Annotated in this window: 13 protein-coding genes; 10 read left to right on the top strand and 3 right to left on the bottom strand. The window is 61.2% G+C overall.

Going from position 1 to position 15653, the window contains the following annotated elements:
• Window positions 1-18: 18 nt before the first annotated feature.
• The 6 genes from LVD10_RS04670 to LVD10_RS04645 all read left to right on the top strand — a co-directional run bounded on the left by LVD10_RS04670 (window position 19) and on the right by LVD10_RS04645 (window position 6129).
• Complete coding sequence (locus LVD10_RS04670) at window positions 19-1170, top strand: PQQ-dependent sugar dehydrogenase (RefSeq protein ID WP_237062073.1); 1152 nt, start codon at window positions 19-21, stop codon at window positions 1168-1170.
• Window positions 1171-1198: 28 nt separating this feature from the next.
• Window positions 1199-1978 (top strand): hypothetical protein, encoded by a 780-nt coding sequence (locus tag LVD10_RS04665; protein ID WP_237062071.1) that lies wholly within the window; start codon window positions 1199-1201, stop codon window positions 1976-1978.
• A gap of 343 nt (window positions 1979-2321) precedes the next feature.
• Entirely contained in the window at window positions 2322-3212 is an 891-nt protein-coding gene (locus LVD10_RS04660; RefSeq protein ID WP_237062070.1) for a phytanoyl-CoA dioxygenase family protein, read from the top strand.
• A gap of 84 nt (window positions 3213-3296) precedes the next feature.
• Window positions 3297-4052: a VIT1/CCC1 transporter family protein gene (locus LVD10_RS04655; RefSeq protein ID WP_237062069.1), complete on the top strand. Its 756-nt coding sequence runs from the start codon at window positions 3297-3299 to the stop codon at window positions 4050-4052.
• 215 nt (window positions 4053-4267) lie between these two features.
• Window positions 4268-5041: an outer membrane protein gene (locus tag LVD10_RS04650; RefSeq protein ID WP_237062068.1), complete on the top strand. Its 774-nt coding sequence runs from the start codon at window positions 4268-4270 to the stop codon at window positions 5039-5041.
• A gap of 311 nt (window positions 5042-5352) precedes the next feature.
• Window positions 5353-6129 (top strand): outer membrane protein, encoded by a 777-nt coding sequence (locus LVD10_RS04645; protein WP_232940092.1) that lies wholly within the window; start codon window positions 5353-5355, stop codon window positions 6127-6129.
• 56 nt (window positions 6130-6185) lie between these two features.
• Here LVD10_RS04645 and LVD10_RS04640 read toward each other — a convergent pair whose 3' ends face one another.
• A complete protein-coding gene (locus LVD10_RS04640) occupies window positions 6186-7259 on the bottom strand; it encodes a GGDEF domain-containing protein (protein WP_237062066.1) in 1074 nt (357 codons plus the stop codon).
• Between the two features lie 240 nt (window positions 7260-7499).
• Here LVD10_RS04640 and LVD10_RS04635 point away from each other — a divergent pair, with 240 nt between their 5' ends.
• Window positions 7500-8021 (top strand): macro domain-containing protein, encoded by a 522-nt coding sequence (locus tag LVD10_RS04635; protein ID WP_237062064.1) that lies wholly within the window; start codon window positions 7500-7502, stop codon window positions 8019-8021.
• A gap of 147 nt (window positions 8022-8168) precedes the next feature.
• Here the strand turns inward: LVD10_RS04635 and typA are convergent, their stop codons facing one another.
• Both typA and thiI read right to left on the bottom strand, forming a co-directional pair.
• On the bottom strand, window positions 8169-9977 hold the full coding sequence (gene typA / locus LVD10_RS04630) for a translational GTPase TypA (protein ID WP_232940089.1): 1809 nt from the start codon (window positions 9975-9977) through the stop codon (window positions 8169-8171).
• A gap of 230 nt (window positions 9978-10207) precedes the next feature.
• A complete protein-coding gene (gene thiI / locus LVD10_RS04625; protein WP_232940088.1) occupies window positions 10208-11680 on the bottom strand; it encodes a tRNA uracil 4-sulfurtransferase ThiI in 1473 nt (490 codons plus the stop codon).
• Window positions 11681-12070: 390 nt separating this feature from the next.
• On the opposite strand from thiI, the gene glnA reads away from it, so the two are divergent.
• The 3 genes from glnA (at window position 12071) to glnL (ending at window position 15638) form a co-directional block, all read left to right on the top strand.
• Entirely contained in the window at window positions 12071-13477 is a 1407-nt protein-coding gene (gene glnA, locus LVD10_RS04620) for a glutamate--ammonia ligase (protein ID WP_232940087.1), read from the top strand.
• A 129-nt stretch (window positions 13478-13606) separates the two neighbouring features.
• A complete protein-coding gene (locus LVD10_RS04615) occupies window positions 13607-14302 on the top strand; it encodes a DUF4124 domain-containing protein (protein ID WP_237062057.1) in 696 nt (231 codons plus the stop codon).
• Window positions 14303-14573: 271 nt separating this feature from the next.
• Window positions 14574-15638: a nitrogen regulation protein NR(II) gene (glnL, locus tag LVD10_RS04610; protein ID WP_232940085.1), complete on the top strand. Its 1065-nt coding sequence runs from the start codon at window positions 14574-14576 to the stop codon at window positions 15636-15638.
• The last annotated feature ends 15 nt before the right edge of the window (window positions 15639-15653 follow it).

The raw sequence follows: 15653 nt of genomic DNA, 5'->3' as shown, positions 1-15653 counted from the left end.
GACGGTGAGGAGTACACCATGACAGACCTGCTGAACGCGTTGCGGAGACTGGCCCGCACGCTCGCCCTGTGTGGGGCCTTTGCCACAGCCGCCAATGCTGCGGAAGTTGTCGAGGAAAACGTGCAATCAGAGGAGCATGATTTCCGGATCGTGAAACTGGCAGGGGGATTCAAGCATCCCTGGGGTGTCGCGCAACTGCCCGACGGACGTTTCCTGGTGACTGAGCGCGGCGGTCGCCTGGCGCTGGTGGACGGTGATGAGGTCAGCTACATCGATGGCGTGCCGGAAGTCTCGGCCATGGGCCAGGGTGGCTTACTGGACGTAGTGCTGCACCCAGGATACGGCGACGGTGAGCACGACTGGGTGTACATGACTTTCTCCAAGCCCGGCGACGACGGCACCGCGACCGCGCTGGCCCGTGCGCGGCTGGGTGACGGCGCCCTGGTCGATGTCAAAGAGCTCTTTGTGCAGGACCGCTTCTCTTCCCCGGGCCGCCACTACGGCTCCCGGCTGGCCTGGCGCAAGGATGGCACCCTGTTGATGACCATTGGCGACCGTGGTGTGGACCGCTCCCGCGCTCAGGATATCAATGACCACGCCGGCAGTGTGCTGCGCCTGACCGAGACCGGTGGCGCGCCAGCCGATAATCCCTTTGCCGGGAAGGAAGAAGGCCACGATGAAATCTTCAGCTACGGCAACCGCAATATCCAGGGGCTGGCAGTGGGTGCCGATGGCCGAATCTGGGCCAGCGAGCATGCGGCCCGCACCGGGGACGAGCTGAACCTGATCGAGCCCGGCGTAAACTACGGTTGGCCGGAGGCCACCCGCAGCAAGGAATACAGCTCGAAGGCGCCGATTGGCAAGGCCAGCATGCCCGGCATGCGCGAGGCGCGGCATATCTACAGCGGTCGCTTTGCCCCCTCGGGCCTGGCGGCTGTGGACAGTGATCGTTTCCCCAGGTGGCGCGGCAATCTACTGGCCGGCGGCCTGGGCAGTGAAAAACTGCTGCGTGTGGTGCTGCAGGGTGACGATGTGCAGTCCACCGAGACCCTGATTGAAGGTGAACTGGGCCGTATCCGCGATGTGCGCCAGGGCCGGGATGGCTATATTTACCTGCTCAACGACCTGCCCGACGGCGGCCTCTTTCGTCTCGAGCCGGTAGAGAACTGAGCCCGTGCTGAACCTGGAGAAACTCCCCATGAAGAAAATGGCAAAAATATTCCCGCTGTTTTGTCTCGGGCTGGTATTCCTGCTTGGCGATATTGCCGCCGTGCAGGCGGAGCCGACCGAGGTGGTGGTGCGTGCCCGGGCCAAGGACGCAAAGTTTATTGGCTCGTCGATCGGTGGCGCCTCGGTAAGGATCCGTGATGCCGAGAGCGGCACCATCCTGGCTGAAGGCATAACCAGCGGCAGTACCGGTAATACCGACACCATCATGCGCCAGCCACATTCCCGCTACCAGGAGATAGGCGAAGGGGCCGCGGCCTTCCGCGCCGAACTGGATATCGAGGAGCCGGTATTCGTCACCATTGAGGTACTGGCGCCCTATATCAAGAAGCAGGCGCGGGTGCTTGCCACCACCCAGACCTGGCTGGTGCCTGGCAAGTCGATTGACGGTGACGGGCTGGTGATCGAGATTCCCGGCATGGTAGTGGACATTCTCAGCCCGCAGACCCATCGCTATACCACCATGGCAGAAGCCCCGTTCGAGATTCGCGCCAATGTGGTAATGATGTGTGGTTGCCCGATTAGCGATGGGGGACTCTGGGACGGCAGCAAGATGGAGGTAGCGGCGCTGGTCAAGAAAGACGGCAAGGCCTACCGGACTATCCCGTTGGCGATGACCGATACTGACAATACTTTTGCCGCTTCCCTGGCCCCCGAAGAACGGGGTGTTTACGAATTACTGGTCTATGCATTCGACGAGCGTACCGGTAATACCGGCGTGGACCGGGTGAGCTTTATCGTGCGCGAATAAACCGCACTGCCCACCCGTGTGCAAAAAAGTTTGTGCGCGGGTGGCCCCCCACTATGTTACAGCCCCCACCTCCCTCTTCCGCCAGCAACAGCTTGACAACAAAACGCCGGAACCATTAAGTTTTGCGCCCGCTGAACAGGCACCGTGTTCCCTGCCCTGCGCAATACAGGGTAATTCACACTGGTGCAGCGAGTCCATCCATGGGACCCGTCACCACCTGGCGGTTGCTGCCCACTGCGGCAGGCCGTTCAGGCCACATTTCCCCGACAAAATACCGCATGGTGTTTGCCCATCCGGGACAATGTGTGCACTGATAGAATTAATCACAGGAGGAAGAATGCCTATGACTGGTGATCTGTACCCTTCGCGCATTGGCGGCAGGGAACAAATCATCCCCCGACAGGATCCGGTGGTTTTCCATGATCAGGCGCCGGATACCAGTAATCCCCTCAATCAGATGCAGCTGGCCCAGTACGAAAAAAACGGTTATCTGGTTTTTCCGGATTTTATGCCCGAAATGGTAGAACCGCTGCAGGAAGAAGTGGTGCGAATGCAGCATTCACTGGCGGGGCGTGAAGAGCTTGTGTTTGAACCCCAGGGCAAGGAACTCCGCACAATCTTCAATCCCTGCCGCTTCAGCTCAGTGGCGAACGAATTTTTCCGGCACCCGAAAGTACTGCCCATGGTGCAGCAGCTGCTTGGCTCAGATGTCTACTTGATGCAATCGCGGGTTAATAACAAGCCGGCCTATACCGGCAGATCGTTTGCCTGGCACTCGGATTTTGAAACCTGGCACGTGGAGGATGGCATGCCGCGTATGCGGGCACTTACCGCGTGGATCATGCTCAGTGAAAACCACGACCACAACGGCCCACTCTATGTAATCCCGGGCTCCCACCACCTGTTTATCTCCTGCAGGGGCCGGACCGGCAGGGACAACTATAAAACTTCCCTGCGACAACAGAAACTCGGCGTGCCACAGCCTGATACCATGAATGAAATTCTTCGCGACCGGGAAATTCGCGCCATCACGGGCCGGCCCGGTACGCTGGTGATCCATGAATGCAACCTCCTGCATGGTTCCCCCGACAATATTTCCAGCAATCCGCGACAAGTGATGATGTGCGTTTACAACAGCGTACATAACCGGCCTCGCGCGCCATTTGGTGGGCAGGAACCGCGCCCGGACTTTCTCAGTAACCGGGACACGGCGCCGGTGAACCTCGCTGCCTGATCCCGGACAGGCCACAAACGGGTCGTTAGTAAAAAGCTAAACTGCCTTACATCGGCCCGCTGGGCAGAAGGGAAGGTTACCGAAATGGATGAGCCGGGCAGACAAGCCCTGCGGCGCCAGCATCGCCCAGAAAATATCGCCCGGCGATTGCGCGAGCCCTCGCGCCCGCCAACACTCGGGGATTTTGTGCTGGGCGCCATCGACGGGTGCGTCACTACCTTTGCGATTGTATCCGGCGCCTATGGCGCCGGCTTCCCTTCAATCGTGGTGATAATCATGGGCTTTGCCAACCTGCTGGCGGACGGCTTCAGTATGGCGGTCAGCAACTATGAGGCGATACAGGCGCAGCTCGACCACGAATTTGCCATTCGCCGCACGGAAGAGCGGCATATAGACCTGGTGCCGGAGGGGGAGCGCGAGGAAATTCGCCAGATCTTCGCCGCCAAGGGTTTTCGCGATGCGACACTTGAGGAAATCGTGTCCACGATCTGTCGCGACCGGAAGCTGTGGGTGGAAACCATGTTGACCGAGGAACATGGCATCAGCCCGACGCGGGCCAGCCCATTGCGTTCTTCCATTGTCACCTTTTCCGCATTCCTGCTGGTTGGTGCCGTGCCGCTGGTGCCCTTTCTTTTGCCCGGGTTGGCAGAACCAGTGCGGTTTTACCTGAGTGCCGGGCTGTCAGGACTCGCTTTTTTTGCCGTGGGCGTGGGCAAGGGCTTCGTCAATGGTAGTTCGCTGCTGAGCGCCGGGGGGCGCACGCTACTGCTTGGGGGCAGCGCGGCACTGCTGGCGTTCCTGGTTGGTTATTTACTCAATAAGTTCACCTCTGGCTCATAATTTACGGCAGCGCCAAGTTGTGGGTTTACGGGGGCCATGCAAATCCGGATTAGCGGCCATGCATTGTTTCGTTGAAACTGGAAACCCGCTCACAAATTCCCTCCATTGCAGGAATCCGGTTAATCTGCCATTCGATGCTCCCCCGTAGACAAGCCCGCACCACTTGATATGCCAGAGCAAGTGATGCACCGAAACCAGATCAGGGGAGCAACCAAATGAGTAAGAATATTTTGTTTAGTGCAATGCTGGGCTGTGCGTTTTCCACCGCGGCCATGGCGGAAGGGATCTATGTCAGCGGTAATATCGGCTACAACGACCTGGACGATATAGACACTGCCGGCGCTTTTTCCAGTGACTTTACCACCGGTGCAGGCACCAATATTCCGGTGGGCACCCCCCTGCCGGCCGGTACCGGCGTGAACTGGGATACCAGTGTCGACAGCGGTACCGCGATCTCCTTTGCTGTAGGTTATGGAATCGACCAGTGGCGTTTCGAGGCCGAGTACTCCATGGCCGACAACGATATTGACTCCCACGGGAGTGTTTCTGCTGCGGGTATTCCACTGGACGGGGAAGATGCAGCGGTGCTGATCAGTGGTCGGCAGGACAACCTGGGTGTCACCGTCGCTGACCTGGTGGCAGCAGGTGAAGGGGAAATCAGTGCGGATTACCTGTTCGTAAATGCCTATTACGATTTCGACCTCGGCACCGCGTTGACGCCATATATTGGTGCCGGTATCGGTAACGCAATGATTGATGTGGACTACAGCCCCTCCGGCGTCAGCATCATCGAGGACGACGACAGTGTGCTTGCCTACCAGTTTATGGGCGGTGCGAGCCTGGCCGTGAGCGAACAACTGGAAGTATTCGGTGGCCTGCGCTGGCGCCAGACTGATGACCTGTCCGTGAATGCAAGCCTGTTCCCGGCCGAGTTTGAAATTGGCGCTGACAGTTTCCTCGCCGAAGTTGGCACCCGCTGGCAGTTCTGACCAGGAAACAGACCGGTACGATGTTGCGGGCGTCACGGCTGGCAGGAATTCAACTGCCGCTCGTGGCGCCCGTTTTTAATTAGTGAGTGTTGCATTCCTCCTGTCGTTGAAAATCAGGTCTATCGTGAGAGAAGCGGGAGAGTATTTCCCCCGTGAGTGCTGTGGATCAGTTTTGAACCGGCATGGCGCGTTAACCAGAATCGCGCTGAAAGTCTGCAGGTTTTTAAACGGCACTTATCGCTGGACAGAGGTCCGCCGGTCGTGCGTCCACGTAAATATTCCAGGCGAATATGCAATTACAGGATGTAATTATGATCAGCAAGAAGCTAGCTATGACAGCACTGGCGGCAGCCCTCGCTTCCGTCTCCGCACATGCCGAAGATTTCTATATCAGTGGTTCGGTAAGCTGGAATGACATGGATGATATCGATACCGATGGCCGCTTTACCGGTGACTTTGTCACCGGAGAGGGGGTGGCGATTCCATCCGGTGTGGTCATTCCGCGCGGCACCCGGCTGCGCTGGGATACGGATATCGACAGCAGTTGGGGTGTCCAGCTGGCCGCCGGTTGGCGCATGCGCGAGTGGCGCTTTGAAGTGGAGTACGCCTGGGCGGAACACGACGTGGAGTCCCACAAAAATGTGCGTGTTGGCGGTGCAAATATCGACGGAGTGGATGCCGCTGTGCTCCTGACCGGACAGCTTGAGCCACTCGGTGTCACTGTGGGTGAGCTTGTCGATGGCGGCCAGGGTGATGTCAGTACCGACTTTGTGTTCTTCAACGCGTATTACGACTTCGATACCGGGACGCAGTGGCAGCCCTACCTCGGTGCGGGCCTGGGCAATGCCTGGGTGGACGTGGACTACAAACCCTCGGACGTGCGAATCGTCGATGATGACGATAGTGTCTTCGCCTGGCAGCTAATGGGTGGCATCAATTACCTGTGCACCGATGAGCTTACCTATTTTGGTGGTTTGCGCTGGCGTGAAACGGACGACGCCGAGGTTCGCTCGCGTTTGTTGCCGGCTGATTTCGATATCGATACCGAGAGCCTGATTGTCGAGATCGGCGCGCGCTGGCACTTCTGAGTACTAACGTCTGACAGGGCGACCGCGGGTGTGCGGGACACCCGCGCGTCGCTGTTTCAGGCGACTACCACCTGGTTGCGACCCGCGTGCTTGGCGCGATAAAGGCGCGCATCGGCCTCGGCCAGCAGCTCAGTCTGGTTCTGTGTGCCATCACTGGACGCAGCGACGCCGAAACTCATGGACAGGCGCGCGGGCGGTTCGTACTGGTGGCCCAGCGCCTCCACCTTCTGGCGGAGCTTCTCCGCCAGCACGGAAGCGCCGCTGGTGCCTGTATTGGGAAGCAGCACCAGGAATTCCTCGCCCCCCCAGCGCGCCACCAGGTCGCCGGAACGGGTATTACCCTTCAGCACTGCCGCCACGTCTTTCAATACGCGGTCGCCGAAGTTATGGCCGCGACTGTCATTGAGTGCCTTGAAGTGGTCCAGGTCGCCGATCAATATGGCGTATTCACCCAGCGCCTGGCCGGCCCGTTCCAGTTCCTGTAGAACCCGGTAGGCCTCGCGCCGGTTGGCGAGACCGGTAAGCGCATCGGTGGCGGCATGGTTCTCGAGTTCTACGGTGAGGGTATTGAGCAGTTTCTGTGCCTCGTCCCGGCTGCTGTCCAGTAGCGCAGTCAGTGCGGTCAGGGCACCGAACACGGCAATAAAACGGGCGCGATAGGCGACGTCATACTCTGCTGCCAGCCCGGGGAAATCCGGATAGAAGAGCACCAGAGCCGTGGCGGCGCCCACCGCCATAAGCACCAGGGTGCCGATGCGGTAACCGAACAGGTTGATAAAGCCCGGTACCAGCATCACTGCCCACATCAGGCCGGTATTGTTGACGCCGCCGGAAAGCAGCAGGTAGAAGTACAGGACCAGTAACAGGCAGGTGACCAGGACCGGCGTCTTGCTGCTGGGGTTCACCAGGTTGATGCCGATATAGATGGCGAGGATCAGTGCCGTCACACCAAGCAGGGTCAGGGACTGCAGCAGTGCGCCGTCCGTGAGCGCCAGTACCGCCATGGCGGCAGTGATGGCGAGCGAGAAGATCAGCATATAGCCGGAGGCCTGCACCCGCCGGCGCAGGTCGAGTTCCATAGACCTGGCGGCGGGATTGTGTGCGGTGCTGTCCTGATGCCCTGAACCCATTGGGAATTCCTGTGTAACGGGCCTCAAAACTCCTGTGGGCCCGCTGACTCCGGCATGGCCCGGATGTCTTAAAGTGGTCGTTGTTGCGCCGCCGTTGCAGGATACCCCGGGATCCGGCGGCGTGGTGCGCATGGCGCAAATCTAAATATTTAGATAAACCGCCGAGTATATTGTGATTTTTTGCGCCGCCAAAGCCCGGCTATAGTTTTATCAGCAACTTGACTGCGGAATTGTGCACTTTTGGAACCCCTGAGACTGACTTGTGGAAATATCCTGACTTTGCGTGCCGGGGCCCTGGTCTGCCCGGCTCACAAGCACCTGATACCCGGGCGCGGGCTGTCGGCACAGGTATACGAGCGCGGCGGTGAGCCGCTGCGGGATGCCTGTGTGCATGTCGCTGAGTGCGGGGTGGGCGAGGCGCGCATGACTCGCGCATACAACCTGCCGGTGAAATACCTGTTGCACACGGTGACACCACAGTGGAGTAGTGGCGACCAGTGGGGTGCCCGGGCGCTGGTCGAGTTACGCCAGTGCTATCACAGTGTGCTGGACCTGGCGCGACAGGGAAAAATAGATACGTTGCTGTTTCCCGCCCTGGGGGCGGGCACCAATCGCTTTCCGCATAGTATTGCCGCGCACCAGGCGCTGGAAGTGCTGCACCCGCGGGCGCATGAATTTAGCCAGATTACGGTTTGCCTCCACACCCCTGCGGCACTGGCTGAATGGCAGCAGGTGGAGCGCAGGTTCTTTACACCGTCATGACCGCAGTGGTGGCCGCTACCGGCAGCCAGTCCATGCGGGGCCCCGGATTTAGCGGACAGGCGGGCCTGCGGCCTGGCGGGAGAGCGGAAACGAAAAAGGCGGGCCAGTGGCCCGCCTTTCTCTTTGCACTCTGAAGTTAACGAGTGCTTACTTCTTGGCGCGCTTGCGCATGTTTTCCTGCAGGATCTTCTTGCGCAGGCGCAGGTGGTTCGGGGTCACCTCCACCAGCTCATCGTCCTCGATAAACTCCAGTGCCTGTTCCAGCGTGTGGCGGATCGGCGGGGTCAGGGTCAGGGCCTCGTCGGTACCGGCGGCGCGCACGTTGGTCAGCTGCTTGGCCTTGGTGGGGTTTACCACCAGGTCATTGTTGCGGGAGTGAATACCCACTATCTGGCCTTCGTAGATATCCTCACCGTGGCCCAGGAACAGGCGGCCACGGTCCTGCAGTGTGTACAAGGCGTAGGCCAGGGTCTTGCCCTTGACCATTGAGACCATCACACCGTTGATGCGCTTGCCCACGTCACCCATTTTCACCGGGCCGTAGTGGTCGAAGATGCTGGTCATGATGCCGGAGCCGCTGGTCATGGTCAGGAACTGTGAGCGGAAGCCGATCATGCCGCGGGACGGCACGATAAAGGTCAGGCGCACACGGCCCTTGCCATCGGGCTCCATGTTCTTGAGCTCCGCCTTGCGCAGGCCCAGCTCTTCCATCACCGCACCCTGGTGCTGCTCCTCGACGTCGGCCACCACCTCCTCGTAGGGCTCCTGGATCTCGCCGTCGACTTCTTTCTGTACCACTTCCGGGCGGGATACGCCCAGCTCAAAACCTTCCCGGCGCATGGTCTCGATCAGCACCGACAGGTGCAGTTCGCCGCGGCCGGACACCTTGAATTTTTCCGGGGAATCGCCCTGCTCCACGCGCAGCGCCACGTTGTGGATCAGCTCCTGTTCCAGGCGCTCCTTGATATTGCGCGAGGTGACGAACTTGCCGTCCTGGCCGGCAAACGGCGAGTCGTTGACCTGGAAGGTCATACTCACGGTGGGCTCGTCGACGGACAGCGCCGGCAGGGCCTCGGGGTTTTCCGGGTTGCACAGGGTATCGGAGATGTTCAGTTCGCCCACACCGGTGATGCAGACGATGTCACCGGCGCTGGCCTGCTCCACTTCCACGCGCTCCAGGCCCAGGTAGCCCATCACCTGCAGTACCTTGGCCTTGCGCTGGTTGCCCTCGCGGTCCAGCACCACTACCTGCTGGTTGGGCTTGAGGGTGCCGCGGGTGATACGGCCCACGCCGATCACGCCCACATAGCTGTTGTAGTCCAGTGCAGACACTTGCATCTGGAACGGGCCTTTCTCGTCGACTTTCGGCGCTTCGACCTTGTCCACGATCATCTGGAACAGCGGCGTCATGTCGTCGGCCATGTCGGTGTCGTCCAGGCCGGCGATGCCGTTCAGGGCGGAGGCGTAGACCACCGGGAAGTCCAGCTGCTCATCGGTGGCGCCGAGGCTGTCGAACAGGTCGAACACCTGGTCCATCACCCAGTCGGGGCGCGCGCCGGGGCGGTCGATCTTGTTGATCACCACGATCGGGTTGAGGCCCTGCTCGAAGGCCTTCTGGGTCACGAAACGGGTCTGCGGCATGGGGCCGTCCACGGCATCCACCAGCAACAGCACGCTATCCACCATGGACAGGACGCGCTCCACCTCGCCGCCGAAGTCGGCGTGCCCGGGGGTGTCGACGATGTTGATGCGGTAGTCGTGCCAGCGGATGGCGGTGTTCTTGGCCAGGATGGTGATGCCGCGCTCACGCTCCTGGTCGTTGGAGTCCATTACGCGTTCCGCGCCCTCGTCGCGGCGGTCCAGGGTGCCGGACTGCTGCAGCAGCTTGTCCACCAGGGTGGTCTTGCCGTGGTCTACGTGGGCGATGATCGCAATATTGCGCAGGTTGTCTATCACTATGAACCTCTGAGGGGTAAAGCGCGCAGTCCCCTGACTGTCGCGTCAAATGTATCGGGGCGGGGGCTGACGGGCAGCGGCTCTCCGGCCAAAGGCGGCGATTATAGTGGCCAAGCGTGACAACTGCGAGCTGCTTTTGCATAAAAAGTGGTCAATTTTGGCCGATCTGGCCCGGGAATGCCCCGCTCTGTGGCCAGGGCGGGGTCTTGGAGGGGGAGAAGCGGCTTGCCTCAGTCGGGCCGGTGGGGGATATGCGGGCGCAGCACGCCCACATTGCGATAGCCGGCGTCCAGCAGGTGGGAGGCATGCAGGCGGCTCATCACGCCGCGGCTGCAGTACAGCAGGTACTGCTTTTGCGGGTCCAGTCCGGCGAACGCACTGTTCAGGCGGTAGAAGGGAATGGTCTCCACGTCGCTGCCCTCTATCTCCAGCGGGTCCACTTCCTCCTCGTCCGGGTGGCGGATATCGATGACCACCGCGTCGCCGGGCTCGGCGAGGATCTCAACCTCCGGCGCGCCTTCGGTCACATCCTCCATGACCTTGTCGATGTTCTGCAGCACACGCTCGTCGATGGCGCGGTCGAGGACACTGAAATCGAAGTGGCCCTCTTCCTCCTCCACCCGCGACAGCTTGGCCCGGGTGGTGGGCTTGACCGAGATGACCCCGCAATACTCGGGCATATTGGCCGCAAACTCCTCGGTGCCGATCTCCCGCGCGGTGCGGATGATGTCGCCCTTGTCGCTGGTGATCAGTGGGCGCAGCACCAGGGTGTCGGTGACACTGTCGATCACTTTCAGGTTCTTGAGGGTCTGGCTGGATACCTGGGCAATGGCCTCACCGGTCACCACCGCGTCTACCTTCAGCTCGTTGGCGATGGCCGTGGCGGCGCGCAGCATCATGCGCTTGAGGATCACGCCCATATGGGAGTCGTCCACATTCTGCAGTATCTCGGCTACCACCTCGTCGAAGGGCACGGTGATGAACTTTACCCGGTGCGATGAGCTGTAGCGGTTCCACAGGTAGTAGGCCACTTCCTTGACGCCCAGTTCGTGGTCGCGCCCCCCAAGGTTGAAGAACAGGAAGTGGGTGCGGATGCCGCGTTTCATGGTCAGGTAGCTGGACACGGTGGAGTCGAAGCCACCGGAAACCAGCGACAGGACCGGGTCCTGGGTACCCATGGGGAAGCCGCCCAGGCCGGCGTGCTGTTGTTCCACCACGTTGAGCTTATCGTGGCGGATCTCCAGGCGCACGGTGATATCCGGATCCTTCAGCTTGACCCCGGCGGCCCCGGTGTTCTTGTTCAGGCCGCCACCCACGTACTGCTCTACATCCAGGGACTGGAAGTCGTGCTTGCCGCTGCGCTTGACCCGCACACAGAAAGTCTTGCCGTCCAGCTTGTCGCCCCACACGGACAGGGTCTTCTCATAGATGTCGTGGAAATCACCCAGGGGGTACTGGCGCACCCGGGCGAAGTTGGCGATACCGGGGGTGTGTGCCAGTACCTCCTCGATGCGGTCCGCCAGGTGCGAGACGGCATCCGGTGCAATCACCTCTATCTTTTCCCAGTCCTTCAGCACCTTGATGCGGTCATCGAGCCGATGCAGCATGATGCGCAGGTTGTCCTTGAGCTGCCGCGACATGCGCTTGCGCACCGGGTTGCTCTTGATGGTGATCTCGGGGAAGAACTTGACGACAAAGTGCATGATGAGTTGTTGACCGGGTACCGCAGGTTGATGATGAGCACGGAATTATAAACAGTCTGGCTGTAAATTCACCGGGCCGGGGAGCAGTTGGGGGTGACTGGCGCAATGTTGAATATTGTGCTGCACTGAATTTGTGCGCCAGGGTCCCAATTCGTGCCATTTTGGTGCGCAGATTGGTGGCCGGCGCGCCAGTTTGCGTCTATTTTGCTCAGGGCGGCGCCCAATCCGTGCCCTGGACCCCGGTGCCCGTGGCTCCGGCCCAATTGCCCCAATTTGGCACACTCCTTGCTTCAGTACTGACCACGAACAGTACGCCGTCGCTAAAGAGTCGAGCCTCACCAAGGGTTAACGTTCAGCGACCTACAAACTTTCAAGACCTGGAGGACAGCAATGTCAGCGAATACGCTCGGTTTGATTAAAGAGAGTGAAGCCAAATGGGTAGACCTGCGCTTTACCGATTCCAAGGGTAAGGAGCAGCACGTCTCCCTGCCGACTTCCGAAGTCGACGGCGAGTTCTTCGAAGAGGGCAAGATGTTCGACGGCTCCTCCATCGCCGGCTGGAAAGGCATCAACGAGTCCGACATGATCCTGATGCCGGATGACGAGGCCTCTTTCCTGGACCCGTTCACCGATGAGCCCACTGTGATCGTGCGCTGCAACATCGTCGAGCCGTCCACCGGCCAGGGCTACGAGCGCGACCCGCGTTCCATCGCCCTGCGCGCCGAGGAATACCTGAAGTCCACTGGCCTGGGCGACACCGCGCTGTTCGGCCCGGAGCCCGAGTTCTTCGTATTCGACGACATCACCTGGGGTGCCGAGATGGGCGGTGCCTTCTACAAGATCAACTCCGAGGAAGCGGCCTGGTCCTCCAGCATGCCGCACCCGGAAGGCAATATCGGCCACCGCCCGGGCGTCAAGGGCGGTTACTTCCCGGTACCGCCGGTCGACTCACTACACGACGTGCGTGCCGCCATGTGTTCCGCCATGGAGCAGATGGGCCTGCACGTTGAAGTGCACCACCACGAAGTGGGTACCGCTGGCCAGTGTGAAATCGGCGTTGGCGCCAACACCCTGACCAAGAAGGCGGACGAGGTGCAGATCCTCAAGTACGCGGTGCACAATGTTGCGCACGCCTACGGCAAGACTGCCACCTTCATGCCCAAGCCGCTGGTAGGCGACAACGGTTCCGGCATGCACATCCACATGTCCTTCAGCAAGGACGGCGTGAACCAGTTTGCCGGTGACGGCTATTCCGGCCTGTCCGAGACCGCCCTGTACTACATCGGTGGTGTCATCAAGCATGCGCGCGCCATCAACGCGTTCGCCAACGCCTCGACCAACTCCTACAAGCGCCTGGTGCCGGGCTTCGAGGCGCCGGTGATCCTGGCTTACTCCGCGCGCAACCGCTCTGCGTCCATCCGCATTCCGTACGTTGCCTCCCCGAAAGGCAAGCGCATCGAGGCCCGCTTCCCGGACCCGACCGCCAACCCGTACCTGGTGTTCGCCGCCATGCTGATGGCCGGCCTGGACGGCATCAAGAACAAGATCCACCCCGGCGACCCGGCCGACAAGGACCTGTACGACCTGCCGGCGGAAGAAGTGGCCGAGTACCCGACCGTTGCCTCCAGCCTGGAAATGGCCCTGGATGCCCTGGACGCGGACCGCGCCTTCCTGACCGAGGGCGGCGTATTCTCCGACGACGCCATCGATGCCTACATCGAGCTGAAGCGTGAGGAAGTGGAGCGCCTGAACATGACCACTCACCCGGTCGAGTTCGACATGTACTACTCCGTATAAGCGCCCTCACGCAATCCGCGTGTCAAGAAAGCCCGTACCGTCTGGTACGGGCTTTTTTATTGGGGGTAAACTAGCCTTCACCTAATGAAGCCCCGCCATTTTGCGGGCATGCCGGAGGCAGGAGTGCCAATGCGCAGATACCACACCATCACCGGCGCTGTCGTCGCAACCTTTGCCGCAGCGGCCCTCATGTTCGCCACTGCCGGGGCGCTGGCGGGCGGTTCGGGGGAAGATGACGCCAGCGGCGGCAAGGCGATCTACAAGACCGTGGGCCCGGATGGCAAGGTGACCTTCACCGATGTACCGCCGGAAGACGGCAAGGCGGAACGTATCAGGCTGGCTCCCACCAACGTGCAGCCGATCGTGCGGCCGCGCCCCATGCCCACGCGCAAGCTGTCACCCAATGACCGGCGCGAACGCGACAGGCCCCTGGGCCCTATCAACTTCGCCATCGTCAGTCCCCAGAGTGGCGCCACCATTCCCCCGGGACAGCGCTTGATCGTCTTGCGGGTGGCCATCGACCCGGCGCCTCCCGGCGGTTACCGCTTTTTCGCCGTAGTCGACGGCCGGCCGTGGCAGGGCAGTTCCAGTGGCAACAGCCTGGATATCTCCGCACTGGAGCGGGGCACTCACGATATCCAGGCCGTGCTTACCGATCCCGACGGCCAGGTGCTGGCGCGCTCCCAGCCCATCACCATCTTCGTCAAGCGCCCGGGCGGCACCCTGCCGGACAACCCCTCCCCGCAGGCGGTGCCCGCGCCCCAGGCACCCACGGCGCCGGGCGTGCCCCAGTCAACCAGCCAGTCCCGGCGCTCTCGCAACTGAAGGCGGCCCGCTTTCTCCCGCCCGGCTGACCGGGCGGGCGCACTTCCACACCAAAATGATGCGCCTGCACTGGCGTTTTTTTGATCTATGCACCACAATGGTGCGCTCGAGGGCTGGCTATTGCCTGCCTGCCCCCGGAACTCACCGCACTCACTATCGTGCGCCATTTTGGTTTGCTTCTTGCACTGTCTTAAACAGTGCTGGCGGGCACCGCGACCTCAGGGTACGCCGTGCCCCAGAACCGCCCGCTGAATGACCCCGGGACTTTTGCATGTTGAATGACCGCCAGTTGCGTCAACTGTTGGACAACCTTTCCGCCGCAGTACTGGTGCTGGATGAGCGCCTGGCGCTCTGCTACCTGAACTCCGCTGCCGAGGACCTGCTGGCCGCATCCAGTGCCAGGGTCAGCGGGCAGCCGCTGGAAGAGGTCGTGCGGGAATCTGACGCCGCGCAGCGCGCCATGCGCGGGGCGCTGGTGAGCGGGCAGAAGTACACCGTGCGACGTGCCACCTGGCACCTGCACAACCTGGAAACCTGTACCGTCGATTACTCGGTGAGCCCGGTGGCGGAGCTGGGCCTGTTGCTGGTGGAAGTGCAGACCATGGACCGGCTGCTGCGGATTGCGCGGGAAGACGCCCTGATCGATGCCCAGGAAACCACCCGCAACCTGGTCCGCGGCATGGCCCACGAGGTGAAGAACCCCCTGGGCGGAATCCGCGGCGCGGCACAGCTGTTGCAGCGGGAGCTGCCGGACCCGGAGCTGGCGGAATATACGCAGATCATCATCGACGAGGCCGACCGCCTGCGGAACCTGGTGGATCGCCTGCTGGGGCCACGCCAGCCCGCCAATATGCAGCCCACCAATGTGCATGAGGTGCTCGAGCGGGTGGCGCAGCTGATCGACGCCGAGTGCGATGGGGAGCTGAGCATACGCCGTGACTACGACCCGTCGATCCCCGACCTGCCGGGCGACAGGGAACAGCTGATCCAGGCATTGCTCAATATTGCCCGCAACGCCATGCAGGCTGTCGACGAGAGCATCGGTTTGCCGGCGGGACAGATCGTGCTGCGCACGCGCATCCAGCGCCAGTTCACCATCGGCAAGCACCACTGCCCGCTGGTGTGCAGGATCGAAATTGAGGACAACGGCCCGGGTATCCCGGAAGACATCCGCGAGCGGATTTTCTTCCCGATGATTTCCGGGCGCGCGGAGGGCTCCGGGCTGGGGCTCTCTATTTCGCAAAACATCATCAACCAGCATCGCGGACTGATTAAGTGCGACAGCCAGGCGGGACAGAGTGTGTTCCAGATTTACCTGCCGCTGGAAACCGAATAAACGATTAGACACTGG

The organism is Microbulbifer zhoushanensis, assembly GCF_021729055.1.
In the GTDB taxonomy this organism is placed as follows: domain Bacteria; phylum Pseudomonadota; class Gammaproteobacteria; order Pseudomonadales; family Cellvibrionaceae; genus Microbulbifer; species Microbulbifer zhoushanensis.
Note: the sequence above shows the minus strand (reverse complement) of the source record. Positions and strands in the feature narration are given on the sequence as shown.